Origin of the sequence: Flavobacterium crocinum, assembly GCF_003122385.1 — a bacterium.
In the GTDB taxonomy this organism is placed as follows: Bacteria; Bacteroidota; Bacteroidia; order Flavobacteriales; family Flavobacteriaceae; genus Flavobacterium; species Flavobacterium crocinum.
This window is the reverse complement of record NZ_CP029255.1, coordinates 4,800,869-4,821,179: the sequence shown is the minus strand read 5'-3', so window position 1 is coordinate 4,821,179 and position 20,311 is coordinate 4,800,869. Positions and strand designations below refer to the sequence as shown.

Below are 20,311 nucleotides of genomic sequence, written 5' to 3'. Positions count from 1 at the left end.
TAAAAGTACAAATCATAAAATAAATCGAAATACAAAAGAGGAGTAATTCTGTACAGAATGTTGAAAATTAACAAAAAAGTATAAAATTGAAAATAGATATTTTTTGTAATTTACATTCGCTCGCTTAGAGTTAGTGAGAATTTATAATTAAATGAAAATCAACAGAAATGGTTAAATGTATTATTTTCGATTGTGATGGTGTTTTGGTAGATACAGAAAAGATAGGTAACGGAATATTGCTTGAAATGGCATCTGAACACGGATTTCAAATGGAATTAGAAGATGCTTATCATCTTTTTAACGGCAGAAGTCTCAAAGATTGTTTTCTGCAGATCGAAAACGGAATCGGAAAGAAACTTCCTCAGGATTTTGAATCCAATTACAGAGATAGAAGTTTTAAAGCTTTCGAAAAAGAAACTAAACCTATGGAAGGTATTGTTGATTTTCTGGATAACCTTAAAATACCATATTGTACAGCCTCAAGCGGACCATTAGAAAAAATCAGACTTAATCTCGGACTTGCCGGTTTACTTGACAGATTTGAAGGCAGAATATTTAGTTCGTACATTATTAAAAGCTGGAAACCGGATCCGGGAATTTTTCTGCATGCTGCTAAAGAAATGGGGTTTAATGTAGAAGACTGCGTTGTAATAGAAGATAGTGTTGCAGGCGTGCAAGCAGGAATAAACGGTGGCTTTAAAGTATTTGGTTTTGCGAACGGTTTTAACAACGAAGATTTAAAAAATGAGGGCGCAATTCTTTTTCATTCTTATGATGAATTAAAAATACTATTAGAACTTTAAAATTTTATGATGTACCTAAAAATTATCTTTCGATAACAATAGCATAAAGAGAATTCACGGTAGAATCAATAAAATTGCATTTCTATTTATAGAATTACAATATTTACAAACAGCCCATTCTACACCTGAATTTATGCCTACTAAAGTTATTTCTTTTCTGAAAATATTTGTCTTTATTTCTTTTTCTATTTGTTCGTTAAATGCACAGAAGAAACAAAACCTGAACGGAACGCAAATTGCCTTTTTATCTGATGTGCATCTTCAGGATTTATTTGGAGGTTTCTCAGATTCAGATTATAAAGGAGTTTTAAATCCGAAGACAGGACAATACGCGTTGGTACGAACTATGTCTTCTCAACTTCATTCCACACGAATTTTTAATGAAAATTATTTTGCCTTTTTAGCGGCATTGGAAGATATCGCCAAGCGAAAGATAAAATACGTCGCACTTCCCGGAGATTATACAGATGATGGCCAGCCAATTCATGTTCGCGGTTTGGCAAAGATTTTAGATGAATATCAAAAAAACTACGGAATAGAATTTTTTATTACTACAGGAAATCATGACCCAGTTGGACCCTTTGCACAAGAATCTGGCAAAGAAGATTTTTTAGGAAAAGAAGGTAAAAGTCAGCCCATTTATAGCAAAGACGGCATGTATAAGCCCAATCTACAAATTGAACAGCCTATTGTCATAACAGCCGATATTGCTAAAATGGGTTATTTAGGAATTACAGATAATTTGAAAAACTTCGGTTTTCACCCTAAGAAAAATTATAAATTCTGGGCAACTCCATTTTCTAACTATACAAACGAGAATTATTCGTTTGAAAAGGCATTAGAAAGTTCAAAATTATTTAACCGAATGTATGAGGTAACGCCTGGTTATCAAGTTCCGGATGTGAGTTATGTGGTAGAACCAATTGATGGACTTTGGTTAATGGCAATTGATGGAAACGTTTATATTCCGAAGAAAATGAATGGTGATCCAAAAGATTCTAAAAGTTATTCTGAAGCCAGTACGGGTTATAATAATGTACTTTCAAACAAAAAACATCTGATTAAATGGGTTTCAGCCATTTCGGCGCAAGCCAAAAAACAAGGAAAAACTTTAGTAGCCTTTAGCCATTTTCCAATTATTGATTTTAATGATGATGCTTCCGCAGAAATAAAAGAATTACTAGGGCCAAATAAATGGCAATTAAACCGAGTTCCGGTTGAAGAAGTTGCTCAGGTTTTTGCCGATGCTGGCTTAAAGATTCACTTTGGCGGACACATGCATATTAATGATACAGGAGTTAGAACAACTCAAAAAGGAAATACTTTGGTTAATATTCAAACACCGTCGCTTGCTGCTTATATTCCAGCCTATAAATTACTGACTTTAAAGAAAGATAATGTTGTAGATATTCAAACCATCACAATTGATAATGTTCCGAGATACGATGAATTGTTTGATTTGTATAAAATGGAATATCAGTTTTTAGAAAGTCAGAACTCTAAAGATATTTGGAATATAGATATTCTAAAGACTAAAAATTATCATGATTTTACCGATTTTCATTTAAAGGAATTAGTTCGTTTACGCTTTTTAAAAGACGATTGGCCTGTTGCTTTTAAAGATTTTCTTTTGAATGTTTCGGCAAAAGATTTATTAGTTTTAGCGAATGTACAATCTGATTCCGATTTTGATTTTATCTTGAACAATAAAAGTCAGTTTGAGAAAGAGTGGAAAACAGCTGAAACAAAATCAGAGCAAATTTTGGTTCAAAACAAACTTAAAAGTGAAGATTTTAGTTGGACAGGAAAAGATCTTTTAATTGATTTTTATCGTTTTAGAAGTGCTGATGAATTGGCTTTTGCCGATGTTTCGGAAAAGAGAGTGGTATCTTATAAAGTTTTATCAAAGCTTTTTTTAGAATCTAAAGAGGATGCATCAAAACCTTTGCAAAAGCAGATGAAATTGTTTTTCGTAATTTTCAATAAATTCATGCATGAAGTACCTGCTGATCATTTTACAGTTAATCTTCATACTGGTGAGATTAACCGCAAAGAGCGCTAAGATTTTGCGCAAAGCATGCAAAGAATTTTTTAAGTTGAATTTTATAAATAAAAAAGTTCGCAAAGCTGTATGTTTAGCTTTGCGAACTTTGCTATTATGAGCATAATCTTAGATAAAAAACCTTGCGTCCTTTGCGTAATTCTTAGCGCACTTTGCGGTAAAAAAAAAAATTAAGTCACTCGAAATAATATAATAAACTAATAGTTAAATATAATTTCTATGTGGTTGATAATAAGTATATTTGAGTATGGATTGAACATTTTTGAAATCTAAAACAAACTTCATTAAATAATTCAAAAGTACTGAATATGATACATCAAATTGACACTACCGATAATGTTGTAGCCTTTAGAGCTTTGGCAGAAGTAACAAAAGACGATTTTTTAACAGCAGTAGTTCCTGCTGTTGAGCATCTGGTAAAACAGATAAACGAAATTAATTTTCTACTGGTTTTAGACACCGATATTCAGAATTTCACTGCGGGAGCCTGGCTTCAGGACGCCCTTCTTGGATTAGAACATCTTGGAAAATGGAACAGAGCCGCAATTGTAACAGATACCGATGAAATCATATCTTTCACAAACGGATTCAGTTTTATTATTCCAGGTGAATTTCGAGGATATAAAAGAGTAGAATTCAATAAGGCATTAAACTGGGTAGAAGGAAATATTTCTTAAGCCTAAGTTATAAAAAGAGAAAGAGCACTGTTTAGTGCTCTTTCTCTTTTTATATAATTGTTTCGTGTATTAATGATTGTATTCGATACCACTGCTAGATTTAGCATCGATTTTTTCTTTCGTTACCTGACTGTATTTTTTATAACATGCAGAAGCTAAAATTGGCAAGGCAATACTTCCGACAACTGCACTGGCTTTTGGATGACCTGTCTTTTTTAAAACAGCCGAAGCAACAAGCGCTCCTACACCTGCAAAGACCATTTGTTTTACAGAAAGATTAAGATTTTTATTTGGTTCAGGAGTGATACCGTGTAAAAGTGGGTCTATGAAATTCAAATTGTCCATCATGTTAATTTATTTAGTTATTACTTATTTGTATGTTTTTATTATTTTTCTGTTTCAGTTTCACTCTCGATTTTTTCGATTTCAACCTTTTCTTTTTTAATGGCCTGGCGCAGTAAAGCAAAAAGACTCATGTAAACATTTGCTACAAAAACAAGCGAAAAGCCTGCCAAAATATATCCTCTCCAGTCAATTAACAAAAGTTTATAATCACAAAGGATTAAAAAGGCAATGGTAACATAATGACTAAAGCAATATTCACATGTGAGAAGATAGAAAAACTTTCTTGACATTAAATACCTGTCATTTTTGGAACGTCTGACACAAAACTCATGAGGTTCTCTAAAAATTTCTTCATGTGTTACAGTCCAGCTAATACAAGCGATTGGTACAGCCAGAACAAAAAGCCAAATGATTTGTGTTACAATTTCCATAATAATCTATTTCACATGTGAGTAAAAATTACTCTCTTGGATGATTTTCAGGATAATGTTCAGCATCAAAATCAGTCAGTTCTTCATCTTTATCCAAATCTCGTTCTTTTTCCTCATCATTTTCCTGATTTATATCAGTTTGGATATTATTTTCATCCGTATTTTGATGATTTATTTCACTGTCATTTGTGATTAATCCGTCTTCATTAATAATTCTTTCCTGATTCGGAATATTTTCTGCTCTTATACTTTCATTTTGATGACTATCATTGGAAGCATTTCTTCCGTCATCAATAAATTCCTCCTGATACTGATATTGGTCATAATCCTCTTCATAAATCGCGTTTTCATTTTCTATAGGAGTATTTTGATCCATAACATCGGGATCTTGTTCTCCGTAGTTATCTTCGTTTCTTTTTTGAAATAAATTTTGCTCATCATAAAAAGAATCAGCCTGATAATCTACGGGAGTATTTTGGTCTATAAAATCAGGATCGTATTGACCATAATTTTCGTTATTTAGATTTTTCATAATTTCTTTTTTAATGTTAATCTTGATTTGAAATATGCCTGTTTTACAAAGTTAATTTGGCAATTGCCAAAATGTATTACAGAAATATATTTGGTATTTCTATAATTTTCAGTTGGTTATATTTTCTTTTTTGAATTCTAAAAATCTTAAAATGTTGAAACGAAATGGGGATTATCAAAAACGTCCTTACGGGACGAAATAAAATGGCGATTAATATTGAGTTCTACCGATGAGATGTTCCTAGCAGAACATAAATTAGAGAATTTGTTGCTTCATTTTGTCTCAACATGACATTTTAATGTCTTCTTAAGGACATATGGATTATTTGATTATTCTGAATTTTATAGCAAATATTAAAAAAATGTTCCGCTAGGAACATCTCATCGGTAGAATTATGGCAAATACGTACACACAATTACATATACAATTTGTTTTTGCAGTAAAATATAGAAAAGCATTAATTGCACCGGAATGGAAAGATAAATTGCATAAATATATTACAGGTATAATTCAGTCACATCAGCATAAAATGTTGTGTATAAATAGTATGCCTGATCATATTCATATATTTATCGGAATGAGACCAACACAGTCTATTTCGTCTCTTATGCAAAATGTAAAATCTGAAACAACAAAATGGATTAAAGAGCAAAAGTTATGTGCAAATTTTGCATGGCAGGAAGGATATGGAGCATTTTCATATTCAAGAAGTCATGTATCGAATGTCATTAGATACATAGAAAATCAGGAACAGCATCATAAAAAAGAAACATTTTTAGAGGAATATCAAAAGCAATTGAGAGCTTTTGAAATAGAATATGATGATAGATATATTTTTAAAGAGCCAATTCAATAAATAATTAGAATATCTAAGGGATAAATAGCAACACTAAGATATTCCATGAAAAATATTTTTTGTCAAAAAAATCATGTTCCGCTAGAAACATCTCATCGGTAGAAAAATAATGTTGCATTTAATATTTCGTCCCGTAGGGACGTCTGATGTCATTTTTATTGTAATCAATCAAACGCTCCTACGGAACGAAATTAACAGAATGTTATTTTACAGAATAAAGAGAACCATTCTTTATGGTTTTCTTATTTAATTTTCCTTTACTGTATAATTCTTCCAGAATAATTGTAGCATCCTTAACAGAAATATCCTGAATAATCGCATATTCTTTTGGAGCTAAAGTTGGATAAACTTCGAAAATCGATAAGGTATTTTTAGAAACGAATTTTTCTTTTCTGGCTTCGGGATATAAAGCCAATAAAGCATTTTCATAAGCAGAATAAGGTTTAGAACCATAAACTGTTAATTGATTTGTATTTCCATCAGAAAAAAATAAGGTTGGAAACCCTCTGACACCAAGTGATTTTGCTAGTTTTAAATCTTCTTCAAAAAGCTTTTTGGCATCGCCCTCATAATTTTTTTTTAGTTTTTCAGGATCAAGACCCGCAAGTTTTCCTGCCTCAGCTATGTTTTCCCATTTGGCAATATTTTTCTTTTCCAGATATAATTTCTCGCGAAGGATTCGCATAAATTTTACCGCTTTTTCCTTACTCTGAATTTGTGCCGATTTCATTGCAATACAAGAAGGATAAGAAGAATTCAAAGGATCTTCCAGCCAAACATCGCCGTCAATTGGCATTTCGTAATATAAACTTGCTTCATCCCAATGATGCGCTACGTCAGAGGGTTTGCTGATTCCTCCGCTGTTATAACTCCAGTCGGGTAATAATCCACCCATACGGTAATCAATTTCGAAATAATTGCCATATTCCAGTTTTAATTTGCGAAGCTGAGGTTCGATTCCCCAACAAGAAGAACAGATAGGATCAGTATAATAGATAATTTTTACAGGTTTATTTTCGGATTTGATAGTAACATTTTCATTGGATGATTCGCCAACAGGCATTTCACAGGTTCCGCTCACAGGATCACATAAAAACGGATTGGTTTTGTTTTCGTTCATTTTAGAATGCGTTTGAGACTGACAGCTTACACTGCAAATCAAGATTAAGAATAGCGAAAGTACTTTCATATAACTGTTTCTAATTTTCGCTTAGGTTTAAAAATTAACTTCCAAGCAAAGTTCGTCAGTAATTAATCACAAGTCAATTAGTCAAAAAAATGTGACTATATAAGTCAGAATTTTTAGTGATGTTTGAATTCATTAATATAGTCCTAAAATATCTTTTATTGAGCTTTTAGGTTTATTCAATGTTTAATTATGCTTTCATTTTTGTAAGTTGCATAAATTATTTTTTATAAAGTTTTACTTGAATTAAATATGGAAAAAATAGTATTTGAACTAAATAATGAGCAAAGGAAATATCTAGGACTACTGCCAGTTGAAAGTGATTGGGAGTTAGTAAAACTAAAAGATATGTATTTGTATTTTGATAAAGAAGATATTGTAAGAAAGAAAATAACTGTTTCGGAGAATCAATATCTTGAACAGGAACTTTACGAAAAGACAACAGATAATAGAACTATTCTTTTGCCAAAAACAACAAAAGGTAAACCAAAGAAGTTGAATTTTACCGCTACACAATCATTTAGCCCATTTGGTGTTTATTTAAGCTTTTTTAGTGATTATTTGTCTATTTCGAATTATACAACGCAAACTAGTTATTTTTCAACTAATCTTGAAGACAAAACTATTAATGGTTTTAAAGAATGGCTGAATAAATGGCAAAAAGAAACTACAAATGATGATTTGCTTGATATAGAGAATTTTAAATTATCAAAACGCCTTAATTGTAAATTCAAAGAAGGTGACTTCTTTAGCTTTAAAATTGGCAGAAGGAATTGGGGATTTGGAAGAATTTTAATGGATGTTGCTAAACTTCGAAAAAATCAGGATTTTGAAGCTAATAAAAATTATGGATTGAAGAATCTAATGGGAAGACCTTTGATTGTTAAGGTTTACCATAAAATATCTGACACTGAAAATATAGATCTGAATGAATTATTGAGTTGTGATGCTTTACCATCGCAAGCTATAATGGATAATCATTTTTTTTACGGACAGAATAAGATTATTGGACATAAAGTATTAGAATATTCTGATTTAGATCCTTTGATTTCTTATGGCAAAAGTATTAATAATAATGATAGAGGTACTGTTTATTTACAATATGGTTTGATATATAAAGAAGTTGATGTATACAAATTTGATAAATACTTAATTTCAAGGGGAAAAACAAAAAACGGATTATATGAAACTAGTCTATATAGAAATGAGGGTATTGGTTTTGGTTTAGATATCGATGAATTAAATGAATGTATTTTAGAAGAATCAAACAATCCTTATTGGAATGGAAATGATTACATGAGAAAAAGGGATTTGCGTAGTCCAGAAAACTTCGAATTTAAAAAAGAGATTTTTTCATTTTTTGGACTAGATGCAAATAAAAGTTATGAGGAGAATTTAAAATTATAAAGTAAATCAGAGACAGGAATATTTATGGTAAAGTTCAATTAAGTTTGTATTATCAATCATAAAGTAATCGCAATCTTACAAGGAATTATGTATTTTCACGTTTCAATAAAAATTTACAAAGCCAAAATGAATTATATTCAAAAGATTAAACGCCTTTATAATCTTTCCGAAAATGAAAACTACGGATTTTCAGAAGCCGAAATCCTTGAACTTGAAAAGGATTTAGAAAGTGCTCTTCCAGCAAAACTTAAAGAATACTATCTGGAATTAGGAAAAGAAGAAAATCTCAATTATGCCTATAATCGATTGCTGAAACCTGAAGAGGAAATAGGATTTTCGGATGATAACTTTTTAGTTATTTATGAAGAAAATCAGAATGTCGCGATTTGGGGAATCAAAAAGGAAGAATTAAAACTGGATAACCCGCCGGTTTACGGAAATTATGATACAATCGAGAAATCGGAATGGGAAATTGAAACACAAACTACAGAAGACTTCTTTTTATTTATGGGAGTTTACAATGGAACTTTAGGCGGTTTACAATACAACGGAAATTATATTGGTGACATTGATGCTGAAATAGTAAAAGTAGTTGAGGAAAAATGGACTTTCGTGCCCGAAATCAGCAGAGACAATCAAAAAGTATATACAGATGATTTTTATGATATAATCAGTTTGTCTTTTGATAAGGATAATAATTGCACGGCTTCTTTTATTGGAAGTAGCGATCAAGAGCGTTTTGATGCTATTTTGGATATTATAGATATTGACTGGTCTTATCTTTCGTATGATGATGAGGATTATGATGAAGAAGACGAAGAGTATTAATTTAAAAAAGAAAAGATGTTTACAATTCTGTCTATTCAAAACATAAAAGAAAAGCTTATAATAAATAAACAATCAATTAAAAACTTTCCAAAATCGCTTTCTTTTCCTTTTGCTGAATTATATAAAGATATTGTCACTCAGATCAAAACCGTTGAAATTTCATCAGAATGTATTTTGTTTGACAGCGTTGAATCCTTCAATCAAACAAAAGAGTTTTCAAATCGCGATTACTGGTCTGAAAATTCAAAAGAGACAATAAAAAACTTCTGGTTTTTTGCTCAAAACGGATAAGGCGATTTTTGGTTGTTTGATAATGAAAACAAGGTTTATTTCTACGATCACAATCAGGAAGAAATGTGTACTCAAAACTTTACTGATTTAGGATTGAATTTTGAGAAATGGCTTCAATTCGCTTATCTCAATAAACAACTGGATGAAATCTACGAAACAGAAGATGAAATCAGCGAGGAATTAAAGGCAGAATACAAACAAAGATTAGAAGAAATTAGTGGTCTTTTATTGGAAAAGCATCCTTTTGAAATTTAAAAATTAATTAAAAATGTTCCGCTAGGAACATCTCATAGGTAGTATGAAAAACGAAACATTTGACATCATAGAATTACGTCCGGCAACAAAACATTATTATGGAGACAGTGTAGAAGTAGCAGAGATTTTACTTGAAGATGGATTATTGGTAAAAGCCAGTACAATTGATATTCCGCTGGGACATTCCCGTTATGGAGGACCAATTGCAGATCTTCCAAAAGATTTTCCATATCCAGATGATTTGCGTTTTGCAGGTCAGTTGGATTTAAAACAAATTGCTCCACATGATAAATTGGGGCTTTTACCTAAAACCGGACATTTATTCTTTTTTGCCGATATTATGGAAGATAAAGGACTTGTAGTTTATGCAGATATAGATAACAGCGAATTGGTAAGAGTAGTAAAAGACCATGAAGACAATTTCTTTGAAGGTGTTTTAATCAAAGAAGCTTTTGCTAATACCGAAAAATTGACAAGCCGTTATCGTCAGCCTGAATACGAAGATGAAGAAGAATATACCAACGATGAAGGTGTATTATGGGATTATTTTGCAGGAAGCGAAACTTCTAAAATATTCGGAATCTTTACACATTGCCAGTGGCAGGAAGAAGAAATATTAGAAGTTGTCAATTCAGATAAAGTAGTGCTTCTGCAGATTGGAGAAAACGGTTTTAATGACGAAGGTGTTTTCAGCGTTTTAATTGATAAAAATGATTTGAAGAATCTGAATTTCAGTAACTGTGAATTTCACTGGGGACAATCATAAAATAAGAATGAAAAAACAATATTTAATAATTAGGTTCTTGCTGTTTATTTCTGTAATTCAGTTATATGCTTGCGAGAATAAAAAACAACCAATCGCAACTAAGAAAGGAATGTTATTTACTTTAAAATATGAAAATCAGGATTGTTCCGACGAGATATTGGTAAATGATGTGCCTGTAATTTCCTTTTTTGGTTTAGGAGGTGGATTTTCTTTAAAAAAAGAAATTAATCAATATATTCTGAAACCAGGAAAGCAGGATATTACAATAAGGATTTATCCGCAAAAGAAAACAGAAACCTCTTTTGATGAGACAGTAAATAAAACAGCTAAAGTAAAAATTAGTGTAAAGAAAAATACAGAACCATTATCCATACTGGATTTAGCAGAAGCAAGAGAAAAAGGCATACAAACCGAATGGGAAATTTTATCTTTTGAAACACCTAAAATAGAGTCTGATAAATCGTTTATGGAGTTTAAAACCTCTTTTAATGTGAATGATAAAGATATCACATGGAAAATTAAAGGCTGGAGTGAAAGCAGAGATTTAAGAAATGACCCTGATTTAAGAAAACACGTGGATGCTTTTTACAAGAATTTTAAAAGTATTTTGGCATCAAAAAAACAACAGGAATATCTCAAGTTATTAAAAACAAGCATTCATGAAGAAGCAGAATCGAAACCTTGGTTTGGAGCAGATTTAGAAAAAGATTTATCAAACGAAATGCTCCAGTATGCAAATGAAGAACGAAATTTTATTTATCCTTGTGAAAATGCTGAAATGAAGTTTTATGGAAACGGAAAAATTGTAACCTTGATTTGCAAAGATAGTACCACTTATGGTTATTCTCCATTGATTTCAAAGACTGCAAAAAATGCAATGCCTAAAGTGCATATATTTTATCTGCATAAACCCAAAGGCTCAAACGAACTGGAAATAATCAGATAGAAAAAAAATCAAAATGATAAAAGATTTAGGACACGGTTATAAAATTATAGACAATAAATTTATTCTTTGTTATGACAGTGAAGTGTTTAAAAAGTTTTATAAAACAATTGACTTTGAGACTTTTGTAATAGTTGCCACTAACGCAGAATTTGATAATGATGGTTTTGCTTCTACAATCTATTTTGCAGATAAAAATCATGTTTATATCCAAAGTGCTTTTACCGCTTTTTCAATAATAGAAGATGCAAAACCAGATAATTTTAAAATCATAGACATTCAAAAAGGATATACTTTCTCCAACGGAAACTATTATCGCCACGATGATAAAATGCCTTTTGATCTTAGTAAAGCAAAACATCTTAACAACTATCACATTCAAGTTGAGGATCAACTGTATTTTGGAGATGTAAAACGAATTGAAAATGTCGATTTGGAATCTTTTACAATTCCACATCCTGAATTAATCGAAAATCTGGCAATGGATAAAGATCATGTTTTCTTTAGAGGAGAGATAATTCCGGAAGCAGATCCAAAAACATTTAAAATATTGGACGAATGCTTAGACGGTACTTATTATCTGGAATGCGATAATGCATTTTATGCCAAAGACAATAAACAAGCTTATTTCATCAGAACAATAAGTAATGAAGTGAAAGCAATAAAATCGAAAAGTCTGAATGATTTTCACTTTAAAGTGATCAACGAAAGAGGATATGCTTTTGATAAAGAATACAGTTACTATATGGGAAAAAGAACCAAACTCTAAAATTATGGCATTATATAAATTTGATGAAGTTTTAAATGATCTAATGGATTATTTTATTCTGGGTGATCCCGATTATTTACTTCAATACAAGATAAAGAATAACCTTCCCGATGACCTTCTTACGGAATTTACCACAGAAGAAACCGGTGACCGAGTTGTAGAAGAAGGAGTAATAGTACCCATGATAGGAATTGAAAATTATCCTTATACCGTTTATTTTAATTTATCAGATGAAACGCCAGAGTTGTTGAAACAAGGAAACGAAGTGCAGCATCAACGTGATGGATATTGTTTGAAGGTAGTGAATGGCAGAATTTATCTTTATACAATTCCCTATTTAAGAGATTTTACAGAAACCAAATTAGGATTATTAAAGAAATATAAACACGCAACAATAGAATTGCCAAATGGCTGGTATTCGGTTATTATTTTAGCTGGATTAACCAAACAACTTTTAAAAGTAGAAACAGTATCGGGAGAAATAGAAGAGTTTGAAAGTATGGAACCTACTTTTGAGTTCGTATTAAAATCTTCTGTTGAAAAACAAGATTATACGGCTGATTTTACTTATCCTTTTAAAGTAGAGATACATGAATAGAAAAATTCAACTAGACGAAATCAGTAATAACACTTTTTTCTGGAAATTTTATTTCTGCTGGTCAAGAGGTTGCGATCATGAAAAAGAAATAAACATTGATGAGGTTCTGGAAGTAGTAAAAACAGATGAAACGAAAGCATATGAATGGGAAAGATTGTTTCTTAATGAAGAAGATATAGAAGAAAATCCAAGATACATTGCAGAAAAAATCAATGATAATTTAAATTACGCGATTGAATTCCAGGAGTATGAAATCAATTTTTTCCTTAATGATATTTATATTGGAAATCTGGGCGGACATTTTGAAGCGTGGTTTTTTACTTTAGAAGAATTATTAGCATTTGAAAAATATCCTGAATTATTTCTTCTTTTTTTGCCAATGACAGGAATTAAAGAAGATCAAAGAGTTATTCTAAAACCGTTTATTTCCAAACACCTTGAATTAATTCCAAAATTTGAAACTCATTCTGAATATATAGCCGATTGTATTTTAAATGGTTTAATTATGGAATCCGGATTTTCAGAAATAGAAGGAGTTGGGATGACCAATAATCAGAATCATAGTGTAAGGAATATTGATGTTTATCCACGTTATAGGGAAAATGTAATTGAATTGAATAAGATTTTAGTTTCTTTTAAAATTCCGTAGGAATGTTCCATTTTGTAGCAACGGATTTTAATCCGTTGTATGGTATGGACAAAGATTTTAAAGTTCCATAGGAACGATACATATTGATTAAAAATGTGCCGAACCTATGGCTCTCTTTTGCTGTACGGTTTCTTGACGCTGGATTAAAATCCAGCGCTACAAAATACGGTCGAACCGATGGTTCTTTTTATATTATGTTTGAATACGATTCTTTCCAAATACAAAATCCGGAAATTCCGTAGGAATGTTTCATTTTGTAGCAACGGATTTAAATCCGTTGTATAATATGTACAAAGATTATAAAGTTCCATAGGAACGATTCATAAATCTTAGCAACTTAGAGTTTTAGTCTCTTAGCATCTCAAAAAAAGACTCGTTAAATTTTCATTAACAAAAAGTAAGATTCCATTAGTTTATATTTGTAAGGCTCAAATTAATCCTAAAGCGTTTTTTATGAAAATCAAATCAGTTCTCTCTATATTTATATTCACTATTTTTTCCGCTTCAGCATACAGTCAGAAAGTTAAACTGATGAATATCGGTCAGTTGAATGAAAGAATCAAAAACGGAAAAGACAGTACTTATGTTGTTAATTTTTGGGCAACATGGTGCGCTCCATGTATAAAAGAATTACCCCATTTTGAAAAATTAAGTACCGAACATAAATCAGAAAAACTGGCTGTTTTATTAGTGAGTCTTGATTTTAAATCCAAATTAGAATCGAATGTTATTCCGTTTGTGAAAAAGAAAAATCTAAAAAATGAAGTATTTCTTTTAAACGAAAGCAATCCGCAGGAATTCATTGACCGAATTGATGCAAGCTGGTCAGGAAGTATTCCGGCAACACTTTTTATAAAAGGAGACAAACGAAAATTTGTAGAAAGTGAATTTACCTATGAACAATTATTAACTGAATATAAAAAACTATAAAATCCGTAAACCATGAAAAAAATAATTTTATTATTCGCGTTAGCGTTTTCTGCTTTTCTGGCGCAGGCGCAGACAGGAACAACTCTTAAAGCAGGAGATAAAGCACCAGATTTTAAGCTAAAGAATGTTGACAACAAAGAAGTTTCTTTTGGAACTTTTAAAGATGCAAAAGGTTACATCGTTGTTTTTACTTGTAATACTTGTCCGTATGCAATTGGCTATGAGCAGAGAATTATCGATTTAGATAAAAAATTCAGACCACAAGGATATCCTGTAATTGCAATTAATCCAAACGATCCAGAAGCTTCTACTGCAGATACTTTTGCTAAAATGCAGGATTTGGCAAAAGAGAAGAAATATCCTTTCCCATATTTATTTGATCCGGGACAAAAAATTACAGATGAATACGGCGCAAAACGTACACCACATGTTTTCATTATTTCTAAAACTTCAAAAGGAAACGTTGTAGAATACGTTGGAGCGATCGACAACGATCCGGAAGGAAACAAAGCCGATAAAGTAAAATATGCTGAAGATGTAATTGCTTCACTAAAAAGCGGACAAAAACCAGCTATCACGCAAACAAAAGAAATTGGCTGTACAGTAAAAAGAAAAGCGAAAGCTTAATTTTTTTGTTTCAGGTTTCAAGTTTCAGGTTGATATACGATATGGATACATAACCGCAAGGTTCGCAAAGTTTTTACACAAAGCTTTGCGAACTTTGCGTTTTCTATAGATTTTACATATCAAAAAACCTTGCGTGCTTTGCGGTGAGAAAAACACAAAGCATAGCAACCTGAAACTTGAAACCTGAAACAAAATTTTTAAAAATACGAAACGCCCCATATTGGGGCGTTTTTGGCTAGTATAATGAACAAGTTTACTTTCTATTTTTTATCAATTTTGTAAAGTCTTCCTTGATCGGTAACGGCGTATAATGCTTCATCTTTTCCTTGTGTAATATCTCTAAATCTTTGACCTTCTCCGGCCAGTAATCTTTCTTCTCCGGCCACTTTATTGTCTTTAAAAGCTAAACGCACAATATGCATGCCACTTAAAGCGCCTATAAATAAATTGTTTTCCCATTCCGGAACTCTTTTTCCCGTATAGAATGTCATTCCGCTTGGAGAAACTACAGGATCCCAATAATAAACGGGTTGTTCCATTCCCTCTTTTTGTGTAATTCCGTCTCCAATTTTTGCACCGCCATATTCAATTCCGTAAGTTATTGTCGGCCATCCATAATTAGCTCCCGCTTTAATTCTGTTAATCTCATCGCCGCCTCTTGGCCCGTGTTCGCTCTGCCACAATTCTCCGCTTGTTGGGTGAAGTGCCAATCCTTGTGGATTTCTATGACCGATACTGTAAAGTTCAGACAAAGCACCAGTTCCTGTAAAAGTTGGATTCCCTGTAGCGGCTTGTCCGTTAGTTGTAATTCGGACAACTTTTCCTAAACTACTGTTTACAGCCTGTGCCAATGGGCGAGTTTCTAATACAGATCGCTCTCCAATACTTACAAATAAATTTCCGGTTTTATCAAATAAAACACGGCCTCCATAATGCAGTGTGCTGGCATTAGGTGTATTAGAACGATAAATAACGGTCACGTTTTCAAGAGCAGTTTCATTATTAGATATTCTTGCTTTTGCAACCGCTGTGATATTGCCGCCTGCTACAGCTTCTGAAAATGCCCAATAAATCATTCTATTTGTTTCAAAAGCAGGATCAAGGCAAATTCCTAGTAAACCTCCCTGGTCTGCTGGATTAACTGCTGGAACTCCTGTTAAGGCATTACCAATTACCCCCGCTTGAGTAACAATTTTGATATTTCCCGCTTTTTCAGTAACCAAAAGACGTCCGTCAGGAAGATAAGCAACGCCCCAGGGAGCGCTTAAACCGCTGGTGATAACTTTAGATTCAATTTCGGTGGTAGTCTGAATGCTTCCTGCACGTGTTTGTCCGGAAAATGCTGGCTGATAGGTAGTGTTGGCAGTACCAGTTTCTACAGGTGGTCCTGTTGGTCCTGTATTGGTATTGTCATCATTGTCATTGTTGGAACAACTGCTTAAGGCTAAGACACCAACAAGAAGTAAAATACTTTTTTGAATTATCATAATGCTTTCATTTTAATGGTTAAAAAATAAATTATGCATTATCGAACATTTCGAAAGAGAAGATTGTTTTTGGAGATTTATTTAAAATGAAATGGTCAGTTTCGAAATAAATTCTCATTATATTTTCAATTAAGAATGCCTAAATGCTTTGTGCCATTTTATCTGAAGCAAAAGAATTTCAAAAAGCAGAAATTAAACTTCTTTTGGAAAAGCATTTAGTGGGACATGCTTAATTGAAACGGAAATTTGTGAGAGATTATTGTCAATAAAAATTAGATTATTTATTTCGTATCTTAAATTTAACATTCAAATTTTGAAAGGCAATATCGATGAGGTCTTGAATTTAAAGGGATTCTTAAAGACTTTTTAGTTTTTTCATGAAGACAGGAAAAACTTCATTTAATTCTTCAAAAAGTGGATTTTTGCGATTTTTAATTTTGATTTCGCTAAATAATTTTAATCCGATTGCAAACTGAACAGCTTCTGAATCGTCAGCAAAAATGTTCTTTTCTTTGATTCTGTCAATGATTCCAAAAATTTCATCGTGATTATCAAATTCGATTCCTAATTCTTTTGCAGGTTCAGTTTCACCATTTGCGTATTGCTTAAGACTTAATGTTAAGTAATATTTGTTTGATCTTTTTTCCATAATTTTTTGTATTCTAATTTTATTTAAGCCATTTATCAACCATTACTTTAAAGGCTTCTTTATATTGTTCGCCAACTGTAATTTCTATCTTATCAATAAAAATGGAGTTCTTAGTAATGGCGCTTATTTTATCTAATGAAACAATGAAAGAGCGGTGAACTCGCATGAATTTTGCTGACGGAAGTTTTTCTTCTAAAGCTTTAAGGGATATAAGTGAGAGTACAGCTTTCTGCGAATCTTCAAGATGTACTTTTACGTAATCTTTTAAACTTTCGATATAACAAATGTCTTTTAATGAAATACGAACCCACTGGTACTCGACTTTTAAAAAGATAAATTCATCATCGGCTGCAATGTTTTGAAAGGCATTATTATTGGCTTCTTCATGTAATTGCAGCACTTTATTAGCTGCGCGCAGGAATTCTTCGTAACTGAAAGGCTTTAAAAGATAATCTACGGCATTAACACGATAACCTTCAATTGCATAATGGTTGTAAGCTGTTGTAAAAACGATTTTAGGAAGAGGTCCAGGCTGTTCTTGTAAAAGTCTTGCTAATTCCATTCCTGTTAGATTGGGCATATTAATGTCTAAGAAAACGACATCTGGTTTTTCTGCTCTAATAATACCCATCGCATCTACAGCGTTGTCGCAGGTAGTAATTAATTCTAAAAATGGTGTCTGCTGAATAAAAGTTTCTACCAATTTTAAAGCTAATGGTTCATCATCTACTGCTATACATCTTAATACGGTCATTGCTCTAAAGTTATTTTCAATTTAATTTTATAAGTTCCATCAGGAGTTACGCCAAAAGTCATAAAATGATGATTTGGGTAAATCAAATGCAGTCTGCGTTTGGTATTGGTTAAACCGATTCCGCCTTCATCGGGAACAGAGACTTTTTCGAAGAAAGTGTTTTCTACTTCAAAATCTAAATCGGTTCCGTTTTGTACAAGTTTAATGTGTATTTCGCTTTTATCAGTGGCGTGCACACCATGTTTGAATGCATTTTCTACTAAAGGTAGTAATAACATGGGAACAATTGGGTAATCATGCAGTTTTTCAGGAATGTCTGTTGTAATGGTTAGTTTACTGTTGGCGCGCAGCTTCATTAAAGCAATGAAGTCTTTTAGAAATTCGACTTCTTTTAATAAAGTAGTTCTTTCACCTTCAGTGCTGTAAAGCAAATAGCGCATCATTCGGCTTAAAGTATGCAGGGCATTTCGAGAATCTTCAATGTCAGTATAAGTAAGCGAATAAATACTGTTTAGGGAGTTAAAGAAAAAATGCGGATTAATCTGCGCTTTCAGCATTGCCAGTTCGGCTGCAGTTTTATCTTGTTCTAATTTTTGTTTGTGTTGTGCGGCTTTCTGCCAATATTGCAGCATCGCCCAGCTTGTGCTTATTCCTAAAACCAACAGTGTCAGTGTAAAAACATAGTTATCGAAATAAGGATTTTTATATTTTGTAAAACCAATTGCCTTACTAATTTGATTGTGAAGATCTGTTTGAGAAGTATAAAAATAGGCAATTAACTGCATGCTTAAAATAGCCAGCAATGCCCAAAGTAAAAAGGGAGAGGTATTGTCTTTTATAATTGTTTTGGGTACAATGATTTTTGCTGTCGAATAAAAAACAACAATCAGTAAAAATAAAATAATGCTCTGCCAAAGCCAAAATGCCGACGGAAGCACTACATTCCAGGTTAATGGAATATAAAACAGCATAAGATACCCTAATAATAACCATCCAAGAATGTGTAATCCAGTGAATAAGTAGGGTCTAAAAAAGTTAGGTGTCATTGCAGTTTGTAGTTTTAAGGGCAATATTACATTTTATTCGAATACAATTTTTAGGCAATCGCCCAACAGGGATTTAGAATCTCTAAAAAGTGTTTTAGAACCGATAAGACAAAAATTAAACGCTTGTTTAATATTTTCAAAAAGTCCATCGGTTCTAAGGTTGCCTTTATCGATTATCTTTCACTCTTCGTCTATTTGAAAATTTTCGTTTGTTATATTTTAGTTCTTTTGTTGTCATATAATCGATAATCACACATTTTTCACAATGAATAAGCAATCATTTTTAAGTATTCTCGCAGCAGCATTTATTATCGCATCTTGTGGTAAAAATGATAAGTCGGCTCAGGCTGGCGGAGCACCGCAGATAAAAGAGTATAAGACTGTGACATTACAGCCGGAATCTGCTACACTAAACAGCGATTTTCCTGCTAGTATTCAAGGGCAGCAAAACATAGAGATTCGTCCAAGAGTTGAAGGTTATATCGATAAAATTTTTGTTGACGAAGGAGCTGTAGTAAAAGCGGGACAACCTTTATTTAAAATCAGCGCTCCGGAATATGAGCAGCAAGTTCGTACAGCAACTGCAAGTATTAAAAGTGCTCAGGCAGATTTAAGCGCAGCAAAATTGGCTGTAAACAAAGTAAAACCTTTAGTAGAAAAAGGAATTATCAGTAAGTACGATTTAGAATCAGCTCAATATACTTATGAGTCGGCTTTGGCAGCTTTAGCTCAGGCTAATGCAGCTTTGGTAAATGCTAAAGTTAATTTAGGATATACTACCGTTACAAGTCCTGTAAATGGAGTTGTTGGCTCAATTCCTTTCCGTTTAGGAAGTTTGGTAAGTTCCAATACGACCGAACCTTTAACAACAGTTTCAAGCATTGGTAATGTATATGCGTATTTTGCAATGAATGAGAAATCATTATTGAATTTTACTAAAGATGCGGGAGCTTCATTAAACCAAAAATTGAAAAATATGCCAGCAGTTTCTCTGGTGCTTTCAGACGGTTCTGCTTATGATCAAAAAGGACATATTGAAACGGTAAACGGATTAATCAATACAGAAACCGGTACCGTAAATGTAAGAGCTCGTTTTCCAAATCCAAAAGGAATTATCAGAAGCGGAAGCAGTACTACAGTTCGTATTCCAAAAGAAGTAAAAGCCGGAATTATTATTCCTCAAAGTGCAACATTTGAACTTCAGGATAAAATGTTCGCAGTAGTTTTAGGTAAAGATGGTAAAACGAGAAATGCTAATATCACAGTACTTGAAAATACAGCAGGAAACTATTATGTAGTAACAAGCGGTTTACAAGCTGGTGACCAAATCGTATTAGAAGGTGTTGCTTCGCTAAAAGAAGGAACTGAAATTAAAGCCCATAATCAAAGCCCGGAAACAGTTTACGCCGATTTAAAATAA

At 32.4% G+C, this 20,311-nt stretch carries 24 protein-coding genes; 16 read left to right on the top strand and 8 right to left on the bottom strand.

Annotated features, from left to right (window positions below; genetic code table 11):
- Positions 1–167 precede the first annotated feature (167 nt).
- The 3 genes from HYN56_RS20640 (at position 168) to HYN56_RS20630 (ending at position 3,542) form a co-directional block, all read left to right on the top strand.
- On the top strand, positions 168–803 hold the full coding sequence (locus HYN56_RS20640) for an HAD family hydrolase (RefSeq protein ID WP_109193913.1): 636 nt from the start codon (positions 168–170) through the stop codon (positions 801–803).
- Positions 804–936: 133 nt separating this feature from the next.
- Complete coding sequence (locus HYN56_RS20635; RefSeq protein ID WP_109193912.1) at positions 937–2,865, top strand: metallophosphoesterase family protein; 1,929 nt, start codon at positions 937–939, stop codon at positions 2,863–2,865.
- A gap of 308 nt (positions 2,866–3,173) precedes the next feature.
- The gene (locus HYN56_RS20630) at positions 3,174–3,542 is read left to right on the top strand and encodes a SpoIIAA family protein (RefSeq protein WP_091495544.1); all 369 of its coding nucleotides are present in this window, start codon (positions 3,174–3,176) and stop codon (positions 3,540–3,542) included.
- A gap of 69 nt (positions 3,543–3,611) precedes the next feature.
- Here HYN56_RS20630 and HYN56_RS20625 read toward each other — a convergent pair whose 3' ends face one another.
- The 3 genes from HYN56_RS20625 to HYN56_RS20615 are packed head-to-tail and all read right to left on the bottom strand — an operon-like array spanning position 3,612 to position 4,850.
- Positions 3,612–3,890 (bottom strand): PrgI family protein, encoded by a 279-nt coding sequence (locus tag HYN56_RS20625; protein ID WP_240622605.1) that lies wholly within the window; start codon positions 3,888–3,890, stop codon positions 3,612–3,614.
- A 38-nt stretch (positions 3,891–3,928) separates the two neighbouring features.
- Entirely contained in the window at positions 3,929–4,318 is a 390-nt protein-coding gene (locus tag HYN56_RS20620; RefSeq protein ID WP_109193910.1) for a hypothetical protein, read from the bottom strand.
- Between the two features lie 28 nt (positions 4,319–4,346).
- Positions 4,347–4,850 (bottom strand): hypothetical protein, encoded by a 504-nt coding sequence (locus HYN56_RS20615; RefSeq protein WP_109193909.1) that lies wholly within the window; start codon positions 4,848–4,850, stop codon positions 4,347–4,349.
- A gap of 394 nt (positions 4,851–5,244) precedes the next feature.
- Here HYN56_RS20615 and tnpA point away from each other — a divergent pair, with 394 nt between their 5' ends.
- The gene (tnpA, locus tag HYN56_RS20610) at positions 5,245–5,706 is read left to right on the top strand and encodes an IS200/IS605 family transposase (protein WP_109193908.1); all 462 of its coding nucleotides are present in this window, start codon (positions 5,245–5,247) and stop codon (positions 5,704–5,706) included.
- Positions 5,707–5,908: 202 nt separating this feature from the next.
- On the opposite strand, the gene HYN56_RS20605 is transcribed toward tnpA, so the two are convergent.
- Complete coding sequence (locus HYN56_RS20605; protein ID WP_109193907.1) at positions 5,909–6,826, bottom strand: DsbA family protein; 918 nt, start codon at positions 6,824–6,826, stop codon at positions 5,909–5,911.
- Between the two features lie 318 nt (positions 6,827–7,144).
- Here HYN56_RS20605 and HYN56_RS20600 point away from each other — a divergent pair, with 318 nt between their 5' ends.
- The 11 genes from HYN56_RS20600 to HYN56_RS20550 all read left to right on the top strand — a co-directional run bounded on the left by HYN56_RS20600 (position 7,145) and on the right by HYN56_RS20550 (position 14,955).
- Complete coding sequence (locus HYN56_RS20600) at positions 7,145–8,299, top strand: immunity 26/phosphotriesterase HocA family protein (protein ID WP_109193906.1); 1,155 nt, start codon at positions 7,145–7,147, stop codon at positions 8,297–8,299.
- A gap of 126 nt (positions 8,300–8,425) precedes the next feature.
- Positions 8,426–9,127 carry an SMI1/KNR4 family protein gene (locus tag HYN56_RS20595; RefSeq protein ID WP_146194620.1) on the top strand — a complete coding sequence of 234 codons (702 nt, stop codon included), beginning with the start codon at positions 8,426–8,428 and terminating at the stop codon, positions 9,125–9,127.
- Positions 9,128–9,142: 15 nt separating this feature from the next.
- Complete coding sequence (locus HYN56_RS20590) at positions 9,143–9,418, top strand: hypothetical protein (RefSeq protein WP_109193904.1); 276 nt, start codon at positions 9,143–9,145, stop codon at positions 9,416–9,418.
- A 63-nt stretch (positions 9,419–9,481) separates the two neighbouring features.
- Positions 9,482–9,673 carry a hypothetical protein gene (locus HYN56_RS20585; protein WP_146194619.1) on the top strand — a complete coding sequence of 64 codons (192 nt, stop codon included), beginning with the start codon at positions 9,482–9,484 and terminating at the stop codon, positions 9,671–9,673.
- A 43-nt stretch (positions 9,674–9,716) separates the two neighbouring features.
- Positions 9,717–10,439, top strand: coding sequence for a DUF1963 domain-containing protein (locus HYN56_RS20580; protein WP_109193902.1), 723 nt, complete (start codon positions 9,717–9,719; stop codon positions 10,437–10,439).
- A gap of 7 nt (positions 10,440–10,446) precedes the next feature.
- Positions 10,447–11,385 (top strand): hypothetical protein, encoded by a 939-nt coding sequence (locus HYN56_RS20575; protein WP_109193901.1) that lies wholly within the window; start codon positions 10,447–10,449, stop codon positions 11,383–11,385.
- Positions 11,386–11,398: 13 nt separating this feature from the next.
- Positions 11,399–12,151: a DKNYY domain-containing protein gene (locus HYN56_RS20570; protein ID WP_109193900.1), complete on the top strand. Its 753-nt coding sequence runs from the start codon at positions 11,399–11,401 to the stop codon at positions 12,149–12,151.
- Positions 12,152–12,155: 4 nt separating this feature from the next.
- Positions 12,156–12,749, top strand: a complete 594-nt coding sequence (locus HYN56_RS20565; protein WP_109194893.1) for a hypothetical protein — start codon at positions 12,156–12,158, stop codon at positions 12,747–12,749.
- Positions 12,742–13,398, top strand: a complete 657-nt coding sequence (locus HYN56_RS20560; RefSeq protein WP_109193899.1) for an Imm19 family immunity protein — start codon at positions 12,742–12,744, stop codon at positions 13,396–13,398. The genes HYN56_RS20565 and HYN56_RS20560 overlap by 8 nt, the downstream gene beginning before the upstream one ends.
- A gap of 453 nt (positions 13,399–13,851) precedes the next feature.
- A complete protein-coding gene (locus tag HYN56_RS20555) occupies positions 13,852–14,328 on the top strand; it encodes a TlpA family protein disulfide reductase (RefSeq protein WP_109193898.1) in 477 nt (158 codons plus the stop codon).
- Between the two features lie 12 nt (positions 14,329–14,340).
- Positions 14,341–14,955, top strand: a complete 615-nt coding sequence (locus HYN56_RS20550) for a thioredoxin family protein (RefSeq protein WP_109193897.1) — start codon at positions 14,341–14,343, stop codon at positions 14,953–14,955.
- 260 nt (positions 14,956–15,215) lie between these two features.
- On the opposite strand, the gene HYN56_RS20545 is transcribed toward HYN56_RS20550, so the two are convergent.
- From HYN56_RS20545 to HYN56_RS20530, 4 genes are all read right to left on the bottom strand, one after another.
- Complete coding sequence (locus HYN56_RS20545; protein ID WP_109193896.1) at positions 15,216–16,442, bottom strand: PQQ-dependent sugar dehydrogenase; 1,227 nt, start codon at positions 16,440–16,442, stop codon at positions 15,216–15,218.
- 355 nt (positions 16,443–16,797) lie between these two features.
- Positions 16,798–17,091, bottom strand: a complete 294-nt coding sequence (locus tag HYN56_RS20540) for a DUF3861 domain-containing protein (RefSeq protein ID WP_109194892.1) — start codon at positions 17,089–17,091, stop codon at positions 16,798–16,800.
- 19 nt (positions 17,092–17,110) lie between these two features.
- Positions 17,111–17,845, bottom strand: a complete 735-nt coding sequence (locus HYN56_RS20535) for a LytR/AlgR family response regulator transcription factor (protein WP_109193895.1) — start codon at positions 17,843–17,845, stop codon at positions 17,111–17,113.
- Positions 17,842–18,891, bottom strand: a complete 1,050-nt coding sequence (locus tag HYN56_RS20530) for a sensor histidine kinase (protein ID WP_109193894.1) — start codon at positions 18,889–18,891, stop codon at positions 17,842–17,844. Before HYN56_RS20530 ends, HYN56_RS20535 begins: the two co-directional genes overlap by 4 nt.
- 265 nt (positions 18,892–19,156) lie before the next feature.
- Between HYN56_RS20530 and HYN56_RS20525 the strand changes: the two genes are divergently transcribed.
- On the top strand, positions 19,157–20,311 hold the full coding sequence (locus HYN56_RS20525) for an efflux RND transporter periplasmic adaptor subunit (RefSeq protein ID WP_109193893.1): 1,155 nt from the start codon (positions 19,157–19,159) through the stop codon (positions 20,309–20,311).